The 21,789-nt window shown below is 69.8% G+C and carries 20 protein-coding genes and 1 pseudogene; 8 read left to right on the top strand and 13 right to left on the bottom strand.

Translation table 11 applies throughout. The features are described 5' to 3' along the window. Window positions 1–95, top strand: a pseudogene (locus D0T12_RS37515) (IS982 family transposase); the annotation flags it as partial. 28 nt (window positions 96–123) lie between these two features. On the opposite strand, the gene D0T12_RS08710 reads toward D0T12_RS37515, so the two are convergent. From D0T12_RS08710 to D0T12_RS35850, 5 genes are all read right to left on the bottom strand, one after another. Then, window positions 124–915, bottom strand: a complete 792-nt coding sequence (locus D0T12_RS08710; protein WP_117399011.1) for an aminoglycoside adenylyltransferase domain-containing protein — start codon at window positions 913–915, stop codon at window positions 124–126. Window positions 916–926: 11 nt separating this feature from the next. Then, the gene (locus tag D0T12_RS08715) at window positions 927–1,838 is read right to left on the bottom strand and encodes an LLM class flavin-dependent oxidoreductase (RefSeq protein WP_117399012.1); all 912 of its coding nucleotides are present in this window, start codon (window positions 1,836–1,838) and stop codon (window positions 927–929) included. Window positions 1,839–1,922: 84 nt separating this feature from the next. Beyond that, on the bottom strand, window positions 1,923–2,399 hold the full coding sequence (locus tag D0T12_RS08720; protein ID WP_199487382.1) for a MarR family winged helix-turn-helix transcriptional regulator: 477 nt from the start codon (window positions 2,397–2,399) through the stop codon (window positions 1,923–1,925). 78 nt (window positions 2,400–2,477) lie between these two features. Beyond that, window positions 2,478–2,723 (bottom strand): hypothetical protein, encoded by a 246-nt coding sequence (locus D0T12_RS08725; protein ID WP_117399014.1) that lies wholly within the window; start codon window positions 2,721–2,723, stop codon window positions 2,478–2,480. Then, the gene (locus D0T12_RS35850) at window positions 2,723–5,269 is read right to left on the bottom strand and encodes an MFS transporter (protein ID WP_199487383.1); all 2,547 of its coding nucleotides are present in this window, start codon (window positions 5,267–5,269) and stop codon (window positions 2,723–2,725) included. The genes D0T12_RS08725 and D0T12_RS35850 overlap by 1 nt, the downstream gene beginning before the upstream one ends. A gap of 136 nt (window positions 5,270–5,405) precedes the next feature. Between D0T12_RS35850 and D0T12_RS08735 the strand changes: the two genes are divergently transcribed. Further along, window positions 5,406–5,864: a MerR family transcriptional regulator gene (locus D0T12_RS08735; protein WP_233525923.1), complete on the top strand. Its 459-nt coding sequence runs from the start codon at window positions 5,406–5,408 to the stop codon at window positions 5,862–5,864. Between the two features lie 38 nt (window positions 5,865–5,902). Here the strand turns inward: D0T12_RS08735 and D0T12_RS08740 are convergent, their stop codons facing one another. After that, window positions 5,903–6,400, bottom strand: coding sequence for a MarR family winged helix-turn-helix transcriptional regulator (locus D0T12_RS08740; protein ID WP_117399015.1), 498 nt, complete (start codon window positions 6,398–6,400; stop codon window positions 5,903–5,905). Between the two features lie 109 nt (window positions 6,401–6,509). Between D0T12_RS08740 and D0T12_RS08745 the strand changes: the two genes are divergently transcribed. Then, window positions 6,510–6,950 carry a MarR family winged helix-turn-helix transcriptional regulator gene (locus tag D0T12_RS08745; RefSeq protein WP_117399702.1) on the top strand — a complete coding sequence of 147 codons (441 nt, stop codon included), beginning with the start codon at window positions 6,510–6,512 and terminating at the stop codon, window positions 6,948–6,950. A gap of 119 nt (window positions 6,951–7,069) precedes the next feature. Here the strand turns inward: D0T12_RS08745 and D0T12_RS08750 are convergent, their stop codons facing one another. From D0T12_RS08750 to D0T12_RS08760, 3 genes are all read right to left on the bottom strand, one after another. Beyond that, window positions 7,070–7,726: a GNAT family N-acetyltransferase gene (locus tag D0T12_RS08750; RefSeq protein ID WP_117399016.1), complete on the bottom strand. Its 657-nt coding sequence runs from the start codon at window positions 7,724–7,726 to the stop codon at window positions 7,070–7,072. Window positions 7,727–7,800: 74 nt separating this feature from the next. Then, window positions 7,801–8,640, bottom strand: a complete 840-nt coding sequence (locus D0T12_RS08755) for an SAM-dependent methyltransferase (protein ID WP_233525924.1) — start codon at window positions 8,638–8,640, stop codon at window positions 7,801–7,803. Between the two features lie 38 nt (window positions 8,641–8,678). Continuing rightward, window positions 8,679–9,875, bottom strand: coding sequence for a metal-dependent hydrolase family protein (locus tag D0T12_RS08760; RefSeq protein WP_117399017.1), 1,197 nt, complete (start codon window positions 9,873–9,875; stop codon window positions 8,679–8,681). Window positions 9,876–9,930: 55 nt separating this feature from the next. Here D0T12_RS08760 and D0T12_RS08765 point away from each other — a divergent pair, with 55 nt between their 5' ends. The 4 genes from D0T12_RS08765 (at window position 9,931) to D0T12_RS08780 (ending at window position 16,587) form a co-directional block, all read left to right on the top strand. Next, a complete protein-coding gene (locus D0T12_RS08765) occupies window positions 9,931–10,521 on the top strand; it encodes a TetR/AcrR family transcriptional regulator (protein ID WP_117399018.1) in 591 nt (196 codons plus the stop codon). Between the two features lie 194 nt (window positions 10,522–10,715). Then, on the top strand, window positions 10,716–11,528 hold the full coding sequence (locus tag D0T12_RS08770; protein ID WP_117399019.1) for an SAM-dependent methyltransferase: 813 nt from the start codon (window positions 10,716–10,718) through the stop codon (window positions 11,526–11,528). A 10-nt stretch (window positions 11,529–11,538) separates the two neighbouring features. Then, window positions 11,539–14,793 (top strand): NACHT domain-containing protein, encoded by a 3,255-nt coding sequence (locus tag D0T12_RS08775; RefSeq protein ID WP_117399020.1) that lies wholly within the window; start codon window positions 11,539–11,541, stop codon window positions 14,791–14,793. A gap of 243 nt (window positions 14,794–15,036) precedes the next feature. Continuing rightward, a complete protein-coding gene (locus D0T12_RS08780) occupies window positions 15,037–16,587 on the top strand; it encodes a DHA2 family efflux MFS transporter permease subunit (RefSeq protein WP_233525925.1) in 1,551 nt (516 codons plus the stop codon). Window positions 16,588–16,719: 132 nt separating this feature from the next. Here D0T12_RS08780 and D0T12_RS08785 read toward each other — a convergent pair whose 3' ends face one another. Together D0T12_RS08785 and D0T12_RS08790 are read right to left on the bottom strand one after the other, a co-directional pair. Beyond that, entirely contained in the window at window positions 16,720–18,270 is a 1,551-nt protein-coding gene (locus D0T12_RS08785) for an AMP-binding protein (protein WP_117399021.1), read from the bottom strand. A gap of 55 nt (window positions 18,271–18,325) precedes the next feature. Further along, window positions 18,326–18,556: a DUF397 domain-containing protein gene (locus tag D0T12_RS08790; protein ID WP_117399022.1), complete on the bottom strand. Its 231-nt coding sequence runs from the start codon at window positions 18,554–18,556 to the stop codon at window positions 18,326–18,328. Between the two features lie 198 nt (window positions 18,557–18,754). Between D0T12_RS08790 and D0T12_RS08795 the strand changes: the two genes are divergently transcribed. Beyond that, entirely contained in the window at window positions 18,755–19,462 is a 708-nt protein-coding gene (locus D0T12_RS08795; protein ID WP_117399023.1) for an ATP-binding protein, read from the top strand. Here the strand turns inward: D0T12_RS08795 and D0T12_RS08800 are convergent. Further along, window positions 19,386–20,801, bottom strand: a complete 1,416-nt coding sequence (locus D0T12_RS08800) for an alpha,alpha-trehalose-phosphate synthase (UDP-forming) (protein WP_456318661.1) — start codon at window positions 20,799–20,801, stop codon at window positions 19,386–19,388. The genes D0T12_RS08795 and D0T12_RS08800 overlap by 77 nt on opposite strands. Before the next feature lie 425 nt (window positions 20,802–21,226). Next, window positions 21,227–21,682 carry a DoxX family protein gene (locus D0T12_RS08805; protein WP_117399025.1) on the bottom strand — a complete coding sequence of 152 codons (456 nt, stop codon included), beginning with the start codon at window positions 21,680–21,682 and terminating at the stop codon, window positions 21,227–21,229. Window positions 21,683–21,789: the final 107 nt, after the last annotated feature.

A 21,789-nucleotide genomic window follows, 5' to 3' on the forward strand; every position in this document is an offset into this window, starting at 1 on the left:
TGTGCCAGCGCATCTGCGCGCTCAACGCCGCAATCTGGCACAACTGGCTGATCGACGCCCCGGTCAAACGGTCACTGATCCCCTACGACCACTGACAAGAACCCAACAACTCCCATCAACGATCTAGCCGACGTCGTCGATCACTTCGAGCATGAACTCCCCGGCCGATCGCGGGGAGACGGCGGGAACGGGGTCCCCGCGCCGGTGGGCGAGGGCGTCGCGGACGAGGGCGTGCCAGCGCGGCGCGAAGACGTCCAGGGCGTACTCGCCCGCCGCCTCCTTACTGATGATCTCCCCCGTCGCGACGGTACGGTGCAGGCGGGGCGGTCCGAGCAGGCTCGCGAGAACCACGCGTTCCGGCGGCTGGAGCCGCTTGCGCGGCGGGCGCGGCGACAGGGTGCGGTCGGCGAAGCTCCGCCAGTGGCCCCGCAGTTGCTCCCGCGTCCAGGCGCGCAGCCGTTCCGGCTCGGGATCCAGCGGGAGTTCTCCGGGCGCCGGGCCGCGGAGCGTGACGGCCCCTTCCCGGAGCAGTTTCCATGTCACCGGGTTCACGTCGAAGGCGCGGCCCCAGTGGAAGGACGGGCCGCTGTGCGAGGCCAGCGGGCGGATCGCCGTGACCGGCTCGCCGAGGTCGTCGGCGGCGACGAAGACGCCGTTCATCGTCCCGGGGACGGCGGGCCGGGCCCGCAGCACCGCCCGGCCGAGGGCCTCGGCGTTGCCCACGACGTGCAGCGCCCGTAGGCGGCGCACGTCGCCGTCCGTGAGGCGGCCGGCCACCACGGCGACGAAGTCGATGTCGCTGCGTCCCGGCCGCCATGACCCCAGCGCGGCGGAGCCGACCAGGTGGAAGCCGCTGATCCTGCCGGGCAGCAGCCGGTCGGCGACCCCGAGGTATCGCCGTGCGGTGCGTTCCATCGTCCCGTTGTTCAGCGGGCCTCCTTCGCGATCGCTTCGCGGACGGCGGGGGCGATCTCCGCGCCCCAGCGGCCGAGGGTGACATCGTCCGGGGCGCCGTCGGCGGAGAACAGGGTGAAGCCGGAGGCGCCGTGGTTCAGGACGGCCCAGGTGAGTTCGTCGACCCACTGGTCGACGGAGCCGCCGATCCAGCGTCCGGCGCGGTCACGCGTGGTGGCGAGGGGCCGGTCGGTGACACGGCCCGGCAGGTTGAAGATCGTGCGGATCTCTCGGGGGTCGCGTCCCGCGGCCGTCGCGGCCTCGTCGATGATCGGCCGGGACGTCACGTACCGGTCGCTGAGCCAGTCGGCGGCGTGGCCGGGGATCCAGCCGTCCGCGACCCGCCCGGTCACGGCCAGCGACCGCGGCCCGACCGATCCGGTCCACACGGGCGGCGCGGCGACGGGTGCGGGCTCGATCTCGTCCACCCGGTAGTGGCGGCCGTGGTGGGTGACCGGCGGGCCGCCGCCCGACAGCTTCCTGACCAGCACGATCGCCTCCTCCAACGCGTTCACGGCCTCGCCCGGCGTGAGGCGCGGCACGCCCATGTCGGTGATGCGGTCCCAGAGTCCGCCCGCGCCCATGCCGAGCACGATACGACCCTCGGACAGGGCCGACAGGGATGTGACCGTCCGGGCCAGCATGGGAGCCGGTCGGGTCGGCAGGTTGGTGACGTTGGCGATGCCCGCGATGGTCCGCGTCCGTCCGAGGACGAACCCGATGGCGGCGTAGGCGTCGAGGTGCCCACCGAGGTAGGGATGGTCCGAGAGCGAGAAGTGATCGAGACCGTCACGGTCCGCCCGCCGCGCGAGACGCAGCAGCTCGGGCGTCTCGTCGACGCCGCCGTGGGCACCGAACCCGAAGACGACTTCGTGTGTCCGCATAGGTCGCACTCCCAAGGATTGAAGTTCGTGACACGAACCATATTAGTTCGTGTCACGAACTTCAATTCCTGGCTCACGTGGGGGTCAGTGTTCGGAGAACGCCCCCTCGCCCGGTTCCATGAAGACGACGGGGACCTCGTTGTCGACCACGATGCGGCCGAGCGCGCCCGAGAGCGCGTCGCGTTCCGCGCGGCTGAGCCCCGCGGCCAGCCTCTCGACCCGCCGACAGGTCTCGGCATAGAAGTCGTCGATGAGCGCGCGGCCCTCCGGAGTCAACGCGACCCGCACCGCCCGCTGGTCATGCGGGTCGGGCTCGCGGCGGACCAGGCCGTTGCGCTCGGTGCGGTCCACCAGGCCGGTGAGGCTCGACTTGGCCAGGCCCAACATCGCCCCGAGCTCGCTCATCCCCCGAGGCCGCGCCATCAGCACGCACAGGAGCACGCCCTGCTGCGACGTGAGCCCGTGTTCCCGGGCCGATTCGGCGTAGACGGCGTTCACCAGGAACGCGCCCTGCACCAGCGCGCCGACGACGCCCAACCGCGTTTCATCCTGCTCACCCACACGTCCAGGCTACAGCGACGACCACCAAAAGTTCGCACAACGAACTAACGCCGCGCCCGGACCGTCGACGGTCGGTCGTCAGTCTGTTCTCCGGGCGCGGAGAGCGCGGAGGATGCGGAGCGGGAAGAGGCCGACGAGCGGGGCGCGCCGTCCGAGGTCCTCGCGATCCTTCCGGTCGAAGGCGCGGGCGTAGCGTTGGGCGTCGGACGGGGTCGGGTAGTCCTTCGCGCCTCCGGCCCCGCACTCCCGCGCGCACCGCCAGCGCATCGTGGTGCCTTCCGCCGAGAAGCGCATGTCATGTCCGAGGAGGCGGCAACGCAGCATCACTGTTCCGTGTCGGTAGGTCTGGACGGCGGCGCGTACCTGTTGCGCGCCTGGGGCTGGGCCACCCCTTCGTGGACGGCCTCGCGGAGCGCGGCCCGGAACCGTCCGGGGCCCCAGTAGCGTGCGCCGACCAGTTCGGCGAGCCGGCGGCGGCTGGTCGGGCCGTGTTCGTCGAGGACCCGCGCGATGGCGCTGACCTCGCGGTCCAGGGCGACGTCGACCTCGGACGACCAGCGACTCGCCGTCCCGAGCATCCCCGGGGAGTAGAACGTCTGACCGGGGCCCGGCAGCACGCGGCGCCACCCGGTGGGTCTCAGGCGCTCGCGGCGCAGGACGCGTTCACGGATGCGTTCGTCGCGTTCCCGGTCCACCTGCCGTGTCCGCGCGGGCTCGCCCGCCTCCTCCGCGAGCGACGCGGCGGCGGAACGGTGCTGCGCGGCCTCCATCCGGTCGGCCGCGGTCTCCGCGCGCAGCCGGTGGGCGGCGGCCTCCCGGTCGTGCCGGCCGGCCTCGTCCTCGTCGCGGGCGGCCCGCGCCGCGTACGCCAACGCCAGTTCGGCGTGCATCTTCTCCCATTCGTCGAAGGTCTCGGCCTGGCGGCGGGCGACCTCCGCCTCCGCGCCCTCGGACTCCGCCGCCCTCGCCCTGGCCTCCGCGGCCATCACGCTCTGTTCCCGGGCCCGCGCCCGTTCCGCCGCCGCCGACGCGAGGGCCGCGTGCGTGTCCGCGTCCTGCTCGTTCGTGGCGGTGAGGGCCGCCGTCCGCTCCCGCAACGCGCGGGCGCGCTCGTCCGCCGCGGCGGCGCTTTCCAGGGCGTTGCGGCGTTCGTCGTCGGATGCGGCGCGTTCGGCGGCGGCCCGCTCGTCATGGGCGGTCGCCTCCTCCATCAACCGCTCGGCGTCCCACTCGGCGGCCTGCGCGAGAACCTCCTCCACCCGCAGCCGTTCGGCCGCGTCGCGGTCGCCCTCGTCCGCCCGCGGTCTCAGTTCGTGGACGGCGGCGCGGTGCTCGGCCGCGTGCGCGCGCCGCTCCTCGGCGTGGCGCCGCGCCTCCAACGCGTCCCGGCGTCCCGCACCGACCGCGGCCGGCTCCTCCTCCTCGGCCTCCGCCGCGGTGAGCGGCTTGGCGATGTTCTCCAGCGACTCCTTCTCGGCCCGGACGCCGAAGAACAACTCGGCGATGCCGCCGAGCGCCATGATCGCGGCGCCGACGAAGAACCCGATCGCGACGAGGTTCGCCTCCCCGCTGTCGATCAGCCGGCCGAACAGGAGCGGGCCGGTGATGCCGCCGACGGCCGTGCCGATCGCGTAGAAGAACGCGATGGCCAGCGCCCGCGTCTCCATCGGGAAGATCTCGCTGACCGTCAGGTAGGCCGAGCTCGCGCCCGCCGAGGCGAAGAAGAACGTGACGCCGATCAGCACCATGAACGTCCACCGCGTCAGGCCGTCGCCCATCAGCAGGACGCCGAGCAGGACGGTGAAGGCCGACGCGGCCAGGTACGTGCCGGCGATCATCGGCTTGCGGCCCACCGTGTCGAACAGCCGTCCGAGCAGGAGGGGGCCGAGAAAGTTGCCGAGCGCGAACATGGCGAAGAAGTACGGCACCGTTCCGGACGCCACCGCGAAGTACTCGCTCAGGATGGTGCCGAGGTCGAACGTCACGGCGTTGTACAGGAACGCCTGGCCCACGAACAACGCGAGCCCGAGGACCGCTCTCGTCGTGTAGTGCTTGAACGCGACGCTGCCGATCTCCCGGAACGAGATCGTCTTGCGCTGCCGGACGGTGATGCTCTCGCCCGGCTCCTCCAGTGACTGGTGGGTCTCCTCGCGGATCTCGCGTTCGATCCCGTCGACGATCCGTTCGGCCTCCTCGTCCCGCCCGTGGATGAACAGCCATCGTGGACTTTCCGGGACGTGCCGCCGCACGAACATGATCACGAGGCCGAGCACCCCGCCCGCGCCGAACGCCAGCCGCCATCCGAAGTCGGCCGGGAAGATCCCCTCGTTCAGGAGCACCACGGCGGCGAGGGCGCCGAGCGCGGCCCCCACCCAGTAGCTGCCGTTGATGATGATGTCGACCCGGCCACGGGCGCGGGCCGGGATCAGCTCGTCGATCGCGGAGTTGATCGCCGCGTACTCGCCGCCGATGCCCATACCGGTGACGAACCGGCAGATGAAGAAGTACCACGGCGCGAACGCGAACGCGGTCGCCACCGTCGCCACCACATAGACGGCCAACGTGAGGATGAACAGTTTCTTACGGCCGAACCGGTCGGTGAGCTGGCCGAACAGCAGGGCGCCGGTACACGCTCCCGCGACGTAGATCGCCGCCGCGTACCCGATGTCGGCGGGCGACAGGTTGATGCCGCTGCCGTCCTCGGTGAGCCGCGCGGCGACCGACCCGACGATCGTCACCTCAAGGCCGTCGAGGATCCAGACCGTTCCGAGCCCGATGACGACCATCCAATGAAACCGCGACCACGGCAACCGGTCCATGCGCGCGGGAATCCGCGTCGTCACCGTCCCCAGGCGCAGGCCGTCGCTCATGACAGGCAGTCCCCCATGGTCACCAGTGGATCACCGTGCTTCGCTATTACCCCTGGCCCGCGAATCACACATGCCGCTGTCCTCGCGGGATTACCGTCGAAGTGTCGGCCGTTGGACAGAAGCCGGGCGAGGCGCGATGACCGAGCCCGAGGACGCGGATCTGATGGGATGCGGGCTGGCTCCGATGAACGGTGGATACGAGGGGTTGCGGTCCGGTCAGGTCGCCGAGGCCGCAGGGGTCAACCCGCAGACCTTGCGGTACTACGAGCGGCGCGGCCTCCTCACCGAACCGGAACGCACGCTGGGCGGCCATCGGCTCTATCCGGCCGACACGGTCACCGTGGTGAGAGCGATCAAGACCGCGCAGGGGCTCGGGTTCACCTTGGACGAGATCGCCGACCTCCTGGCAGCCGCCCGGCCCGGCCACGGGAACGCCGGACTCCGGGACCGGGCGCGGGAGAAACTGGTGGAGGTCGAGCAGCGCATCACCGACCTTCAGACCATCCGCTCCACCCTGCACGAGGCGATCGGCACCGGATGCGACGACCTGCTGGCGTGCGCGCGACAACCGTCCTGCCCGCTGCCGTTCATCTAAGTCGCCCGCTCCGAACCCCCGCGAGCATCCCGGCCGAGTCAGGGGGCCGGGCGCGCCTGGTGCGTGTGGTGGTCCAGGAGGCGGGTGAGCAGGCGCACGAATTGGTCGCGTTCGGCGGGAAGCAGTGGCGCGAGCAGTTCGTCGTGCAGGTCGTCCAGGATCTTGTCGAGGCGGCGCAGTAGTCGACGGCCCTGCGCGGTGATCGTGATGACGTTGCGGCGGCGGTCGCCTGGGTCGGGTGCCCGCTCGACGAGACCGCGCCCCGCCAGTTCGTTGAGGACGCCGACCATGTCGCTGCGGTAGATGCCGGTGCGTCGGCTCAGCGTCGCCTGGCTGCCTGGGCCGTACTCCTCCAACGAGGCGAGCACGGCGTAGTGCCACCGGTGGGCGTCGACCCGGGCCAGCCCCTCGGTCACCAGCCGGTCCGACTTCGCGGACATGTGCGACAGCAGGCGGCTGGCTCTTCGACGCAGTCTGTCCGGCGTCTTCAGCTCGCCGTCCTCGGGCATGTCCACGGCCCCGGGTGTGCTGGTCATGACGCCGATCCTATCCCGTTGCGTTAGTCGAACTAACGATGTACATTCGTTCACGATACTAACGTTATAAGCACTAACGTTAGTGAAGAAAACGAACTCGGAGGACATCGTGACGATCACAGCCCAGACCTTCGGTACCGCGCTCATCGGCCAGACCGAGAAGGCGCTCAACGCGATCCTGGAACGGCGGCTCGCCGGAACCGGCATCACCGAACCCCAGTGGGTGACCCTCACGCTGACCGTGGTCAATGGCGGGACCGCCGACCGAGCCGAACTCGTCCGCCGGGTCAGCGGTGCCACACAGTTCAGCCGGGCCTCGGTGGCCGAACGCATCGCCGAACTGACCGCGGCGGGGCTTCTGCGCGAGGCAGATGACGGCCGCGTCCAGGTCACCGACGAAGGGCAGGAACGCTGGACACAGGTCCGCGCCGCCCTCGACCCGATCACTCGGGAACTGTGGGGCGACCAGCCGACCGAGGATCTCGCCATCGCGGGCCGCGTCCTCAGCATCGTCCTGGACCGGGCCCACACGATCCTGGCCGACCGGTAACCTCTAAAAGCCGACTCGTGCCGGGGCGACGAGGACATCGTTCCGGCTGTCACGTGGCGACACGGTGGAAACCGGGTGGACGTGTGCTGCGCTCCCCCGTCATCGGCCGGGGAGTGACGTCAGTTCTCGGGGACGCCGAGCAGCGGCAGGCACGGCGCGAGTCCGTGCACGGTGACGGGCGTGGCGCGGTGGCGCTCCCAGTCCGCGCGGCCGAGACGGAGGCGGCTGTCGGTGACCCGGCCACCGCGAACGACGCGACGGTGGAGGCCGTCGGACCGGTAGCCGAGTTTGCGGGAGACCGCCTGGGACGCGAGGTTCTCCTCGAACGCGGCGGAGGTCGCGTCTTCGGCTCCCAGGCCGGTGAACGCCAGGTGCAGCACCGCGGCCCGCATCTCGGTTCCGATGCCCCGGCCCTGGTGGCGTCGTCCGAGCCATGAGCCGGTGCCGACCTCCCGGGTGATCGCCAGGTCACGCGCGTTGACGCTCTGCACCCCGACCGGGACACCGTCGTGGAACACCGTGAGGTTGAGCGTCCAGTCTCGGGGGTCCCAGGTGCCCAGCTGGAACCAGTGGTGCTGGACGACGCTCCGCGCGACGTCGGCGGAAGGCTGGTCGGTCCACGGGACCGCGAACGGCATCGTCCCGGGATCGTGGATGCCCTCGGCCGCCAGTTCCGCCAGGGCGGCCAGTTCGTCCGGCGACGGCAACCGCAGTTCGAGCCTCGGGGTGTTCAGCCTCAATCCGAGGAGCGGGAAGTGGTCGACAAGTCGGCCCATGCCCCGCAGTATCATCGGGCGGCCGTCGGCCTTCCAACCGATTTTCTCGTCACGCTCGGGCCGGGGAGTTCGGGTCAGGGCTTGCGGGCCACAGCGCCGTAGCCGTCTACGTGAGCGGGTTCGCCGCCCTGGGTTCGGTCCGGGCGCCATTGTGAGATGGACACCAATCCCGGGTCGACCTTCTCCAGGCCGTCGAAAAGCGCGTCCAGTTGTTCGACGCTGCGGAGAATGTAGGGAAGCGTCCCCGACTCGGCGTATTTGTCCGTGCTATTTCTGGCCAGCTCTGAGGTGTCGGTGCAGTCCCAGAGGACCAGGTGGCTACCCGAGGGGACGCCGACCATGGTGTCGGACACGATCCGCTTGGCGGTCTGATACTCCTGGCAGAATCCCATGACGCCCATGAACATCACCGCGATCGGCTCGTCGAAATTCAGGACGTTCGCCGCCTCCGCGAGAATCCGTTGGGGGTCGTGATAGTCGGCGTCGAGAAAGGCGGTGGTGCCTTCCTGGGTGGTTCCGCGCATCAGGACGCGCGCTTGCGCGAGCACCATGGGGTCGTTGTCGACGTAGAGTACGCGGGCGTCGGGGCCGACCCGCTGCGCGACCTCATGGGTATTGGACTCGGCGGGAAGTCCCGCACCGATATCGAGGAAATTGCGGATTCCGGCCTCTGCGGCCAGATAGGTCACGACGCGGTTCAGGAACCCGCGGGACTTCCGCGCGAGCGGGATCAAGTCCGGGTTGAGTGCGGCGATGGCGTCACCGACCTCACGGTCGATCTCGTAGTTGTCCTTGCCGCCCAGCCAGTAGTTCCATGTTCGTGCCGGTGACGGAATGTCCGTGCGCAGCCCTGTCGGGACGTTCTCCGCGGGCTTCCCGGATGCGTCGGGAGTGGCGCCGGAGGGGGGCATCATCAGCTCCTTGGAATGGTCTCGACCGTTGCGGAGGGATCCTAGGTTTTTGCCGGCGAGTGTGTGGCGCGCCCCCGGGAGACGACGACGCGGACATTGCGGACGGCGGTGATGTCGGTGGTCGGGTCGCCGTCGACGAGGAGCAGGTCGGCGTCGAGGCCGGGGCGGAGGCGGCCCGTCCGGTCCGCCAGGCCGCAGGCCTGGGCGGCGAGGCCGGTCGCCGACGCGAGGGCGGTCGTCGGGGGGACACCGGAGGTGACGAGGTCGATGACCGCCTGGGGAAGGTTGCCGTGCGGTTTGATCGGGTTGATGCCGGAGTCGACGCCGCTGACCAGCGTCACGCCGCCCCGGTACAGGTCCGCGACCTGGGCGTGCCTGGCCTCGACGGAGATACCGATCCGCTTGATCAGCGCCGCCAGGGCCGGGGGCGGCTCGGTGAGACGGCTCTGGTCGTGGCCGAGGGTCGGGCAGACCATGATCCCCGCCGCGGCGATCGCCTCCGCGAGTTCCGGCGGCGTGTGGATGCCGTCCTCGGTGATGCAGCTGCAGTGTTCGATGCCGTCCACGCCCGCGGCGACGCAGTTCTCCACTCCGGTGAGGGCGTGCGCGTGCGCCGTGACGGGCAACCCGAGCCGGTGCGCCTCCTCGACGACGGCCCTGAGTTCCGCGATCTCGAACTGGCAGGCGCGGATGTCGGTGGCGGGCGTCATCACCCCGCCGGTCGCCATGATCTTGATGAGGTCGGCACCGCGGTCGGCGCGTTCCCGGACGGCCCGGCGCAGTTCCTCGATTCCGCGCGCCTCCCCGCCCATGGAGGCGCAGTGGCCGCCCACGCTCGTGATCGGCGGACCGGACGCGACCACGGTCGGGCCGTCCGGCCGTTCGTGATGCCGGTCCACGACCCGCCACCGGTGGTCGCCGACGTCACGGACCGCCGTGACCCCGGCGGCGAGTTGCGCGGCGAGCGCCGCGTCGACGGCCGCGTCGAGCTCGTCCTCGGAGAGGCCGGGCAGCCGGTCGAGCGCGTCGGGTTCGCTGTTGCCGCACAGGTGGCTGTGGGCGTCGATGAGGCCGGGAAGCAGCGTGGTCCCCGGAATGTGGATCACTTCGCAGCCGTCCGGGGCGGGTGCTCCGGCCGATTCGACTCCGACGATGGCGCCGTCCTCGACCAAGACGAGGGCGCCGCCCGGGAGCGGCCCGTGGCCGTCGAACGCGATGTCAGCGCGATAGGCCTGCATGAAGCGAGGTTACAACGTTTGTAGTTTTGGGCACTACGCTTGTAGTTTTGCGGGTGTGTCGAAACGACGTGAACAGCTGCTCGACGCGGCGATCGCCGTGCTCGGCGAGCGAGGGACGCGGGAACTCACCCATCGCGCCGTCGACGCCGCCGCCGGGCTGCCGGTCGGTTCCGCCTCCAACCATTTCCGCACCCGGGACGCGCTGCTCAGCGCCGTCGTCGAGCGGTTCGCGGCCCGGGAGCGGGCTCACTGGGACGACGTCGCCGCGCGCATCGCGCCGAGTACGCCACGGGAATTGGCGCACGCTTTGACCGTTCTCGCGCGGGAGGCGACCGGTCCGCATCGGACCGCGACCATGGCGCGGTACGCCATCCTCGTCGAGGCGGGCCTGCACCCGTCGCTGCGGGCGCGGCTGACCGAAACCGGCGCCCGCGTCAACGCCTGGTTCACCAACTGGCTGCGGGTCGCCGGATCGACCGACCCCGAACGCGACGCGCCGATCATCATGAACCACTGGACGGGTGTCGTCCTGCACCAGCTCGCCGACCCGGATCCGGCGTTCGACCCGTTCGGGCAGTTCTCGGCGCTCGTCGTGAGCGCCGTCGGTCCGCGTGCGCGGCAGCCGTCGTCGCTGGCCGGATCCTGACACTGAAACCGACGCCGCCGCTCCGCTCGGCCCGCGAGACGGCCGGATTCCGGCTGGCCGTCCCGCTGTCGGTGTGCGTGGACGGCCGCGTCGCGCTCCTCTGATCGTCTCATCCCGAAGCGATTGGCCACACGACTAGCCTCCGATTGGTGAATGATTGACGCATTCGTCCACTGGAGAAGGGGAATCCGCCCATGCCGAACGAGCCGCGACCGGTCCCCGACATCGACACGAGCGTGCCGCACTCGGCCCGAGTCTGGGATTACTGGCTGGGCGGCAAGGACAACTACCCCGTGGACCGCGAGGCCGGTGACGCGGTACTGCGACTCCTCCCCGGCATCGCCGCGTCCGCCAAACACGACCGCGCCTTTCTGGGGCGCGCGGTGCGTTTCCTCGTCTCGAACGGGATACGGCAGTTCCTCGACCTCGGAACCGGACTCCCCACCGTCGACAACACCCACGAGGTCGCGCAGCGGGTGGCGCCGTCGTCCCGCATCGTCTACGTCGACAACGACCCGCTGGTGCTCGCGCACGCGCGGGCCCTGCTGACCAGCACCGCCGAAGGCGCGTGCGACTACATCGAAGCGGACATTCGCGATACGGGACCGGTCCTGACCGGCGCCGCGCGGACTCTCGACTTCCAGCAGCCGGTCGGGCTGATGTTGCTGGGCGTGTTGAACCACATCCTGGACGACGAGGAGGCGCAGAGCATCGTCACGGAACTGCTGGAAGCGCTGGCCCCCGGCAGCTACCTCGTCATCTCCCACACGTGCGACGCCACCACCGATGAACTGGACGGCGAAGCCATGCGGCAGGCCGTACGGGAGGTGATGGAACGCGGCGGCACACCCATCTGCGCCCGGTCCCCCGAACAGATCGAGCGGCTCCTGTCCGGAACGCGACTGCTGGAGCCCGGGGTCGTGTCGTGCTCTCGGTGGCGTCCCGATCCTTCACCGTGGCAGGAGCCAGAGGTTCCGCATTTCTGTGGCGTCGGCGCCCTCGACTGAGAGGGGAGCCGTGTCGGTCGAGGTCGCGGCTCTACGAGTCGGCGGATCGGTGGCGCAGTTGGCCGTGGGGCGGTGGCTCGCCGGACACACCACCAGGGACGCCGCCGGGAAGGACCTCATCGAGCTGATCAAGACCGGCTTGCCGGACGAGATCAGACGGCGGCGCGTCCAGCGGCAACTCGACGTCATGGCCGAGTCGGTCGCCGAACGGATCCTCACCTTCGCCGGGCACGAGTTCCGGGGACTCGACGACGGCGACAGAGAGGCCGCGCTTCACGAGGTCACCCGGACACTTGAGGGCGCCGACCTCTCGGACGAGGCGCTGTTCGCCGTCGACGTCGACCCGGTGAAGCTGGCGCGGGGGCTCCGGTCGCGGATGCCGGGCCGCCGGGCCGAGTTCGAGTTGGGTGAGGCGGGAGCGCGGCTCTACGAGGTGACGCTGGACGAGTGCTGCGACTGCCTCGCCCGCATCATCGTCCACCTGCCGCAGTTCGGGGCGCGGGCGTCGGTCGAGACGCTGGGACGGCTGAGCGGCCTGTCCGACCAGGTCGCCGCCGTGCTGGCGCGTCTGCCGGCGCGGACGCTCGACGCGCCGGAGGGAGAGTCGGAGGACGACGAGTTCACCCGCCGCTACCTGGCTTCGATCAGCGAGTCGCTCGACACGCTCGAACTGTTCGGCGTCCGGTTCGAGCGATTCACCCGTCCGCAGACGACGTTGAGCGTGGCGTACATCAGCCTGAACGTCTCCGAAGAGGTCAGGCGCGGCAGTCGTCCCAAGGCCGTCCAGGCAGTACCCATCAACGAGTGGCGGGACGAGAGGGCGCCGAGCACCGTGCGGGTGGAGGCGGCGCTCGCCGACAAGCGCCTGATGTTGCTGCGCGGCGAAGCGGGCGGCGGCAAGAGCACACTCCTGCGGTGGCTCGCGATCACGGCGGCGCGCGGCTCGTTCAGTGGGTCATTGGACGACTGGAACGGCTGTGTTCCCTTCCTCATCAAGCTGCGCAGCCACGCGGGCGGCTCCTTGCCGCGTCCCGAGGAGTTCATCGACGACGTCGCGGGCAACCTCGCCGGGATCATGCCGCGTGGCTGGGCGCACCGGCGCCTGGCGTCCGGGCGGGCGCTGTTGCTCGTGGACGGCGTGGACGAGGTCACGACCGCCCAACGGCAGGCGGTGAGATCCTGGCTCAAGGATCTCGTCGCCCAGTTCCGTGACATCCGGATCGTCGTCACCTCGCGCCCGGCGGCCGCCGGATATGACTGGCTGAGGGCCGAAGGGTTCGGCACGGCCTTCCTCGAACAGCTCGGCCCGGCGGACGTGCGGAAACTCGTGCGGCACTGGCACAACGCCGTCCGTGACTGCCCTGATCTGCCCTGCCCTCCGGAGCGTCTCCCGTCCTACGAGGCACGACTGCTGGCACGGCTTGAGGCGGCTCCGGCCCTGCGGACCCTGGCGTCGAGTCCGCTGCTCGCCGCGATGCTGTGCGCGCTCAACCTCGACCGCGAGGCGCTGCCGCGCAACCGCATGGGCCTCTACGGCGCGGCGCTCGACATGCTCCTGGAGACGCGCGACGTCAAGCGCGGCATCCCGAGCACCCTCGAACGCGACCAGAAGATCCGCATCTTGCAGGACATCGCCTGGCACCTCTCGACGAGCGCCCGCGTCGAGCTGCCGAAGGCGATGGTGGAACGGCTCGTCGCCGACCGGCTGGCCGCGATGCCGCAGGTCCGTGTACCACCGGGCACGGTTCTGGACGAACTGCTCCAGCGCAGTGGCGTCCTCCGCGAGCCGGTACCGGGACGCATCGACTTCGTGCACCGCACCGTCCAGGAGTACCTCACCGCCAAACAGGCCGCCGACCTCGGCGACATGGACCTGCTCGTCCGGTACGCGCACCGCGATACATGGCGCGAGACCGTCATCATGGCCGCCGGTCACGCCAACGAACCACTGAGGCGCGAACTCCTCACGGGCATTCTGGATCGTGCCCGCGCCGAGAAGCGGCGCGCCCGCATCCTGAAACTGGTGGCCGTCGCCTGCCTGGAGACGCTCCCGGCCGTACCGGACGACCTTCGCGCCGACCTCGACCAGTGCCTGGACGAACTCCTCCCGCCCCGCGACGACGCCTCGGCCCGCTCCCTCGCCACAGCGGGCGAACCCGTGCTCGCCCGACTACCCGAAACCCTGAACGGGCTCAGCTGGGCCGCCGCCTCGGCGACGATCCAGACGGCCTGCCTGATCAACGGCCCGGGTGCCCTGGAGGTGCTGGCGCGCTATGCGTCGGATTCCAATCCCCGGAGGCGGCAGCGTCTGGCCAAAGCATGGAGCTACTTCGATCTCAACGACTTCGCCGAACGCGTCATCGCACGTTACCCTCCGGGCGCAGAGCTCCGCATAGATCGCACCCCGCGGCAGTTGAGATCACTCGGCAAGATCTCACCGCTCTCCTACCTCATCGTCGAACTAGGGACCATCGATGACTTCGAGTGTCTCTCCACTCACGCAGAGACACTCCTAGGTCTCGGGCTTCTCGCGCGGACGTTTCCGGCTCTGACACTTCTGCCGCCCCTTCCAGCGCTGCGAGACCTCCACCTCGAATTGCACGGTCTGAGCGATCTCGATCTCCTCGATGGCCTGCCACGGTTGGACCGGGTCTACATCGCCGACTGTGGACGGATCACCGACTACTCCCCCCTGGCACGCCAGACCGAACTGACCACACTATGGCTGACCGTTCCGAGCGGACTGGGCACAATTGCCTCGCTCCCTCCCCTGGGAGCGGTCGAGAGCCTCGGGCTCACAGACGCGCACATCGCCGAGGGCTTGGAGGAGATCAGGTCGGCGGCCCCCAAGCTGCACAACCTGTACGTAAGTGCCGGCGAATGGGTGGGGAGCCTGCGCCCTCTCAGCGGCCTTCCACTGATCGAGCTCTATGTCGCGTACTGCCCGAACGTCACCGACTTCGACGTCCTCGCCACCCTGCCGACCCTTGACACACTGAACCTGTCGGGGACCGGCGTCGACGACCTCGCACCACTGCGGTCCCTCACCAAGCTGAGAAGGCTGTACCTCCAGTCCTGCACTCACATCACGGATCTCCGGCCTCTCGCGTCCCTACCGAACCTCAAGGCGCTCCACCTCCGTGGCGCGACACCAGGGTTGGACCTCTCACCGCTGGCGGACAACCGCGGACTCGACATCTACATCGATCCGGGCCAGGGGGTCCGTGGGGCGGAGAGGTTCGGGCGGCGGCTGAAGTTCGCCTAGCCGGGCCTTCCGACTGTCTGGTCGGTCACACTCCGTTGACCTCGACCGTGGTCGAGGTCTGAACCTGGAGGTCAGTGACCTGGGGAGATTTGTCGGACCCAGCCGGAATACTCCCAGAACCCTCGGAGTTAAACCGTTCGCGAAAGTGTCAGTCGCTGCACTATTTTGCGGCGGTAACCCCCTGAACCTGCTCATCGGCCCCCCGCGTGCCCGCGTGCCCGGGCCCTGACGATTGGATGAGAGTTGACCGCTTCCGCGTCTGCCAAGACAGCGGACGGCCCCGTCAAGGAACCCGACGCCGCGGGAGGACTCGATCGCGGCGTGCTCGTCATGGCCGGGGTCGTCGTCCTCGGCGCCGTCATGGCGATCCTGGACGTGACCGTCGTCAACGTGGCCATCAACGACCTGGCCAGGGAGTTCAACACGTCGCTGGCGACGATCCAGTGGGTCGCGACCGGCTACACGCTCGCGCTGGCCACGGTGATCCCGCTCACGGGCTGGGCCTCGGCGAGGTTCGGCACCAAACGCCTCTACATGATCTCGATCGGGCTGTTCGTGGTCGGCTCGACGCTCGCCGGGCTCGCCTGGTCGGCGGAGTCCCTCATCGTGTTCCGGGTCCTGCAGGGCCTCGGCGGCGGCATGATCATGCCCGCCGCGATGACGATCCTGTCGCAGGCGGCGGGGCCGCAGCGGGTGGGCCAGGTGATGAGCATCGTCGGTGTCCCGATGCTGCTCGGGCCCATCCTCGGGCCGATCCTCGGCGGCTACCTCGTCGACGACGTCTCCTGGCGGTGGATCTTCTTCATCAACCTGCCGATCGGGATCGTCGCGCTGGTGCTGGCGGCTCGGGTCCTCAAGAAGGACGAGCCCAAGCCGGCCGAGCGGCTCGACTTCATCGGTCTGATCCTGCTGTCGCCCGGACTCGCGTCGCTGATCTACGGCGTGGCCAAGGGCGCGGAGGTGAAGGACTTCCTGAAGACGGAGCCGCTGGTCTTCACCGTCGTCGGCGCGGTGCTGGTCCTCGGGTTCGTGGTCCGGGCGTTGACCGCCCGGAACCCGCTGATCGACCTGCGGCTGCTGCGGCGGCGGCCGGTGGTGGCGGCGTCCCTCACGATGATGCTGTTCATGGTCGCGTTCATGGGCGCGATGCTGCTGCTGCCGCTCTACTTCCAGACGGTGCGCGGTGAGGGCGCCACGACCGCGGGACTGCTGCTGGCCCCGCAGGGGCTCGGCGCGATGGTGACGATGCCGATCGGCGGCAAGCTCACCGACCGGATCGGGCCCGGACGGGTCGTGCTGGTCGGCGTGACCGTGGTGGTGGCGGCGGTGGGGAGCTTCGCCGCGATCCTGGAGGCGGACTCCAGCTACTGGACGCTCGCCGGAGTCCTGTTCGTGATGGGCCTCGGCATGGGCATGACGATGATGCCGACGATGGCCGCGGCCATCCAGACGCTCGTGCACGACGAGGTTCCGCGCGCCAGCACGATGCTGAACATCATCCAGCAGGTGTCGGCCTCCATCGGCACCGCGATGATCTCGGTGCTGCTGGCGAACCGGATCACGTCCGAGCTGTCGGAGGCGGGCCTCGCGACCGGGGGCGGCGGCGAGATCGGCAGTACGGAGGAGGTGCCGCCGGCGGTCCTGGAGAGGATCGCGCCGCCGATGGCGGACGCGTTCCAGCACACCTACTGGTACGCGGTCGGGCTGCTCGCGCTGGCGTTCCTGCCCGCGCTGCTCCTGCCGCGCAGGAAGCCGGAGACGGGCCCGACCGACGCGCCGATGCCGATGCACTGACGGCTCTAATGCACTGACGGCACGAAGCACCGGGGCGCCGCTGAAGCGACGACAGACCCGGCCGGGTGTCCCCGGCCGGGTCTGTGCTCGTTCGGTCCCTTCTCGGGCCGTCAGGGGCCGTCTGGGAGGCTGTCAGGCCGTCGTGGGTCGCTCGTGGGACCAGTACTCGTCCTTCAGGAGCCGCTTGTAGAGCTTGCCGGTCGGGTGACGGGGAAGCTCGGCCCGGAAGTCGACCGTGCGCGGGCATTTGTAGCCCGCGAGTTCGCCCTGGCAGTACTCGATCAGCTCGGTCTCCAGTTCGGGGCCGGCGTCGTCCATGGTCATGGGCTGGACGACGGCCTTGACGGCCTCGCCCATCTCGGGGTCCGGAACGCCGAACACGGCGACGTCGGCGACCTTCGGATGGACGGCGAGGACGTTCTCGGCCTCCTGCGGGTAGACGTTCACCCCGCCACTGATGATCACGTAGTCGCGGCGGTCGGTGAGGTAGATGAAACCTTCCTCGTCCACGTACCCGATGTCGCCGACGGTCGTCCATCCATGGCCCCACGGGTCGCGGGACTCGGCGGTCTTCGCCTCGTCGCGGTGGTACTCGAAGATGGGCGCGCCGCCGAAGTACAGCGTCCCGGGGGTGCCGGGCGGCAGTTCCCGGCCCTTCTCGTCACAGACGTGGACCTCCCCTAAGAGCGGGCGGCCGACGGTTCCGCGGTGGGCGAGCCAGTCCTCGGAGTTGGTGTAGACGAAGCAGTTGGCCTCGGTGGCGGCGTAGTACTCGTGCAGCACCGGCCCCCACCACTCGATCATCTGCTCCTTCACGGGAACGGGACAGGGCGCCGCGGCGTGCACGGCGGCGCGCAGGCTCGACAGGTCGTAGCGGGCGCGGGTCTCCGCCGGGAGTTTGAGCATCCGGATGAACATGGTCGGCACCCACTGGCTGTGCGTGACGCGGTACTTCTCGATCGCGGCGAGTGCCTGTTCGGGGTCGAACCTCTCCATCACCACGACGGTCGCGCCGAAGCGGTGCATGGTGACGCAGTAGCGCAGCGGCGCGGCGTGGTAGAGCGGCGCCGGGGACAGGTACACCGAGTCGGCGTCGGGCTGGAACAGCAGCGACAGGAGTCCGTGGAGGATCTTCTGGCTGCCCATGGGCCCCTCGGGCAGGGGCAGCTTGACGCCCTTGGGGCGTCCCGTCGTCCCGGACGAGTAGAGCATGTCGTGGCCCTCGCGCTCGTCCTCGATCGGCGTCGCCGGGTGGCGGGCGACACGCTCCTCGTAGGAGTCGTAACCGGGGACCGTGCCGCCGAGCATGAGGCGCAGCGGCACGTCCGGCATCGGCACGCTCGACACCGGCCATTCGCCGGTCTCCATCGCCGCGCTCGTGATGAAGGCCTTCGCCCCGCAGTTGTCCACGATGTAGGCGAGCTCGTCGGGCCGGAGCCGTGTGCTGACGGCCGTGTAGTAGAGCCCGGACCGCTGTGCCGCCCACGCGATCGCCAGGAAGAGCGGGTGGTTCTCCAGCATGAACGCGATGTGGTCCCCCGGACGCAGCCCCTCCGCGCGGAGCAGCTGCGCGAGCCGGTTGGACTCCTCGTTCAGTTCCCGGTAGGTGAGGACCTTCCCGGAGCCCGCCATGACGACGGCGGGCTTGTCGGGCGTCTGTGCGGCGATCTGCCCAAGATGCATGCCCCCGCACGCTACCGGCCGGAAGACCGGCGTGAGGACCCGTCTGTACGGCGGGTCAGACGAGCATGTGGTCGAAGTCGCCGTCCTTGGCTCCCCCGACGAAGGCCTCCACCTCCTCGCGCGTGTAGACGAGCACGGCTCCCTCGGGATCACGGGAGTTGCGAACGGCGATCTCCCCGCTGGGGAGTTCGGCCATCTCGACGCAGTTGCCGGACGGATTGCTCCGCCGACTCTTCTGCCAGACGAGTTCGCCGCGCCAGACGTCCAGCATCTGTTGGCCGTCCATCGTTGTGCCCCCTCCAGGCGTCTCCAGCCCCCGCGAACGGAGGCCGCGATCTCGCCCCACCCCACACCATGGTACGAGATGCACGTGCATTCGTTCTTGCATTCGTTCATGCAGACGGTCTTGCATCTGCACGACTTGAGGAGCAAGATAGCGAACGCTCGCCGGTGACCACCCCGCACGCCTCTGAGGTTGCTGACCATGACCGTTGACCAGGCACACGACGTCGCTACTCCCGCCGCCATGGGGAGCGGCCGGTCGCGGCACGCTCCGGCCCTTCACCCCTGGCCCGACGCGCCCCCGGCGCGGCTCGGTCCCAACGTGCCGTCGAACGGCGCCGCGGGCGGCCCGGCCGCCGGGTCCGCGAGCGGCCCGGCCGTCGTGCCGGGCCTGGCCGGGCTGTGGCCCGCGCCGCACGCCGGCATGCCGCGCACGGCGCGGCGCGTGTTCCCCGCCGAGATCACCGCGCCGCGGTCGGCGCGCGAGTTCACCCACGCCACGCTGGACGGCTGGGGCCTCGCGAGCGCCGCCGGGGACGTCGTCATCGCGGTGTCCGAGCTGGTGACCAACGCGTTGCGGCACGGCATGGAGGGGCTCCCCCAGCCGTTGCCGCTGTGCCCCATCCAGCTCGTGCTGATCGGGCACCCGAGGCGCCTGGTCATCTCGGTCACCGACCCGGGCGGACGCGCGCCCGAGCCGGTGCCGAGCGACCCCGCCGGTTTCGTCGAGGGCGGCCGCGGCCTGCTGGTCGTCGGCGCGATCAGCGACGCGTGGGGGTGGGCGCGGCTCGCCACCGGCGGGAAGGCCGTCTGGGCGGCCTTCGACCTGCGGTTCACCCCTCCAGCGCCACCGGAAGCGGCTCAGACTCGTCCCGCCCCGGCCGGGCCGCAGGATTCTCCAGCTCACTGAGGAAGGCGTGGGCCCAGCGGTCCACATCGTTCTCGATCACGCGACGGCGCATCGTGCGCATCCGCCGGGCCTGCTCGGCGGGCTCGGCCTCCAGCGCGTCCATCAGCGTGCTCTTCAGACCGTCGATGTCGTACGGGTTGACCTGGAACGCGCCCCGCTTCAGCTCGGCGGCGGCGCCGGTGAACTCGCTGAGCACGAGCGTCCCCCGCAGGTCCTTGCGGCACGCCACGTACTCCTTCGCGACGAGGTTCATGCCGTCGCGCAGCGGAGTGACGACCATCACGTCCGCGGCCAGGTACAACGCGGTCAGCTCCGCGCGGTCATAGGAGCTGTGCAGATAATGGACGACCGGAAACCCGATCTCGCCGTACTCGCCGTTGATGCGGCCGACCTGCTGCTCGATCTCCTCCCGTAGCAGCTGGTACTGCTCGACGCGCTCCCGGCTCGGCGTCGCGATCTGCACGAACACGGCCTGGCCCGGCTTGAGGCGGCCGTCGTCGAACAGCTCACCGAACGCCTGAAGCCGCTGCGTGATGCCCTTGGTGTAGTCGAGCCTGTCCACGCCGAGCAGGACGGTCGCGTCGCCCAGGTCCGCCCGGATCTCCTGCACCCGCTCCTGGACGTCCGAACGTCCCACGAGGTCGTTGAGCTCGCCCACGTCCACGGAGATGGGGAACGCCCGCGCCCGGACGACCCGGTCGTCCCAGAAGACGTCCTGCTTGACGTAGCGGGCCTCCAGCAGCCTGCGGCAGAGCCGCACGAAGTTGGCCGCCGCGCCCGGGAGCTGGAAGCCGACCAGGTCGGCGCCGAGCAGGCCCTCCAGGATCTGCCGCCGCCACGGAAGCTGCCAGAACAGCTCCAGCGGCGGGAACGGGATGTGCAGGAAGAAGCCGATGCGCAGGTCGGGACGCAGCTCGCGCAGCATCCGTGGGACGAGTTGGAGCTGGTAGTCCTGCACCCAGACGAGCCCGTCCCGCGCCGCGACCTTCGCCGCCGCCTCCGCGAACCGCCGATTCACGCGGACGTAGGCGTCCCACATCGAGCGGTCGTAGACGGGCGGCGCGACGACGTCGTGGTAGAGCGGCCACAGCGTGGCGTTCGAGAAGCCCTCGTAGTAGAGCTCGACCTCCCGCGCGGACTGCGCGATGGGGTACAGCTCCATGCCGTCCTCCTCGAACGGCTCCAGTTCCTCGTCCGGCGCTCCGGTCCAGCCGATCCAGGTCCCCTTCCTGCGCCGCATCACCGGCGCGATGGCGCTGACCAGACCTCCCGGACTGCGTCGCCACCGCGGAACGCCGTCCGCTCCGACCGTCCGGTCGACCGGAAGTCGGTTGGCCACCACAACGAACTCACTACCGCGTGACACCTAAGACCCGCCTCTCCAGGAACTCTCAGTGATCACTCATGCCCAGAAACGGTCATAAGGAACATCTTGTCACTTCGACGTTAAGGAGAGATGTCCTGAAAAGGCGCCTGTCAGGGCGGCGGGCGTCCATCTGGAGGGATTGGAGCGGGCCATATTGCTGTCCAGGCTGGTGACAGTTGTTTACCTGACGGTCATGTGGCTCACGCGCCGGAGGTGAGTCCGACAGGGGAAGTGACCTTCATCACATTTCAGATTCAGGGAACGGCCGGGCGAGTCGGCGCTCCGCGTGGCCCTGGGCCGCGCTTTCTCCCCGAACGGCCGACGGCCCGTCCACGCTGTTCAGCGTGGACGGGCCGGGCGTGTTGGGTCGATCGGGACGACCGGGTTCGTCGAGCCGGTCAGGCGGCGACGGACTCACGGTCTGGAGCGTTCTCGCGACGCCCCCACAGAAGGGCGTCGAGCGAGAAGCGGCCCGCGCCCGTGGCGGCGAACAGCAGCGCGGCGGCGCCGAGCACCATCACGTACTCGAAGCCGCCCTCGTCGAGGAACAGGCCCTGTCCACGGTGGGCGTACCAGAACGCGCCCGCCATGTTCACGGCGATCAGGACGCCCGCGACCGGGACCAGGAGGCCCACGATGAGCGCGATGCCGCCGATCAGCTCGACGTAGGAGCAGAACACGGCGGCGACGTCCGGGAGCGGAATGCCGAGCTTGTCGAACCCGGCGGCCACTCCGGAGTGGCCGGTGTCGGCGACCTTCTGCCAGCCGTGCGCGACGAAGATGACACCGACCGCCAGCCGGCCGATGAGGAGTCCGGCGTCGGGGAGTGCGGGGGGACGGCGGAGCGGGAGCATGCCTCGGTCTCCTCTGGTTGAAGGTTCAAATATGAACGGTTTCGACGCTAGCAGATGGTGATTCAAATCCGGACCACTTAGAAAATTCAAGGAGCTTACAAACCAAC

It is taken from the genome of Actinomadura spongiicola, from assembly GCF_003432485.1.
GTDB classification, from domain to species: domain Bacteria; phylum Actinomycetota; class Actinomycetes; order Streptosporangiales; family Streptosporangiaceae; genus Spirillospora; species Spirillospora spongiicola.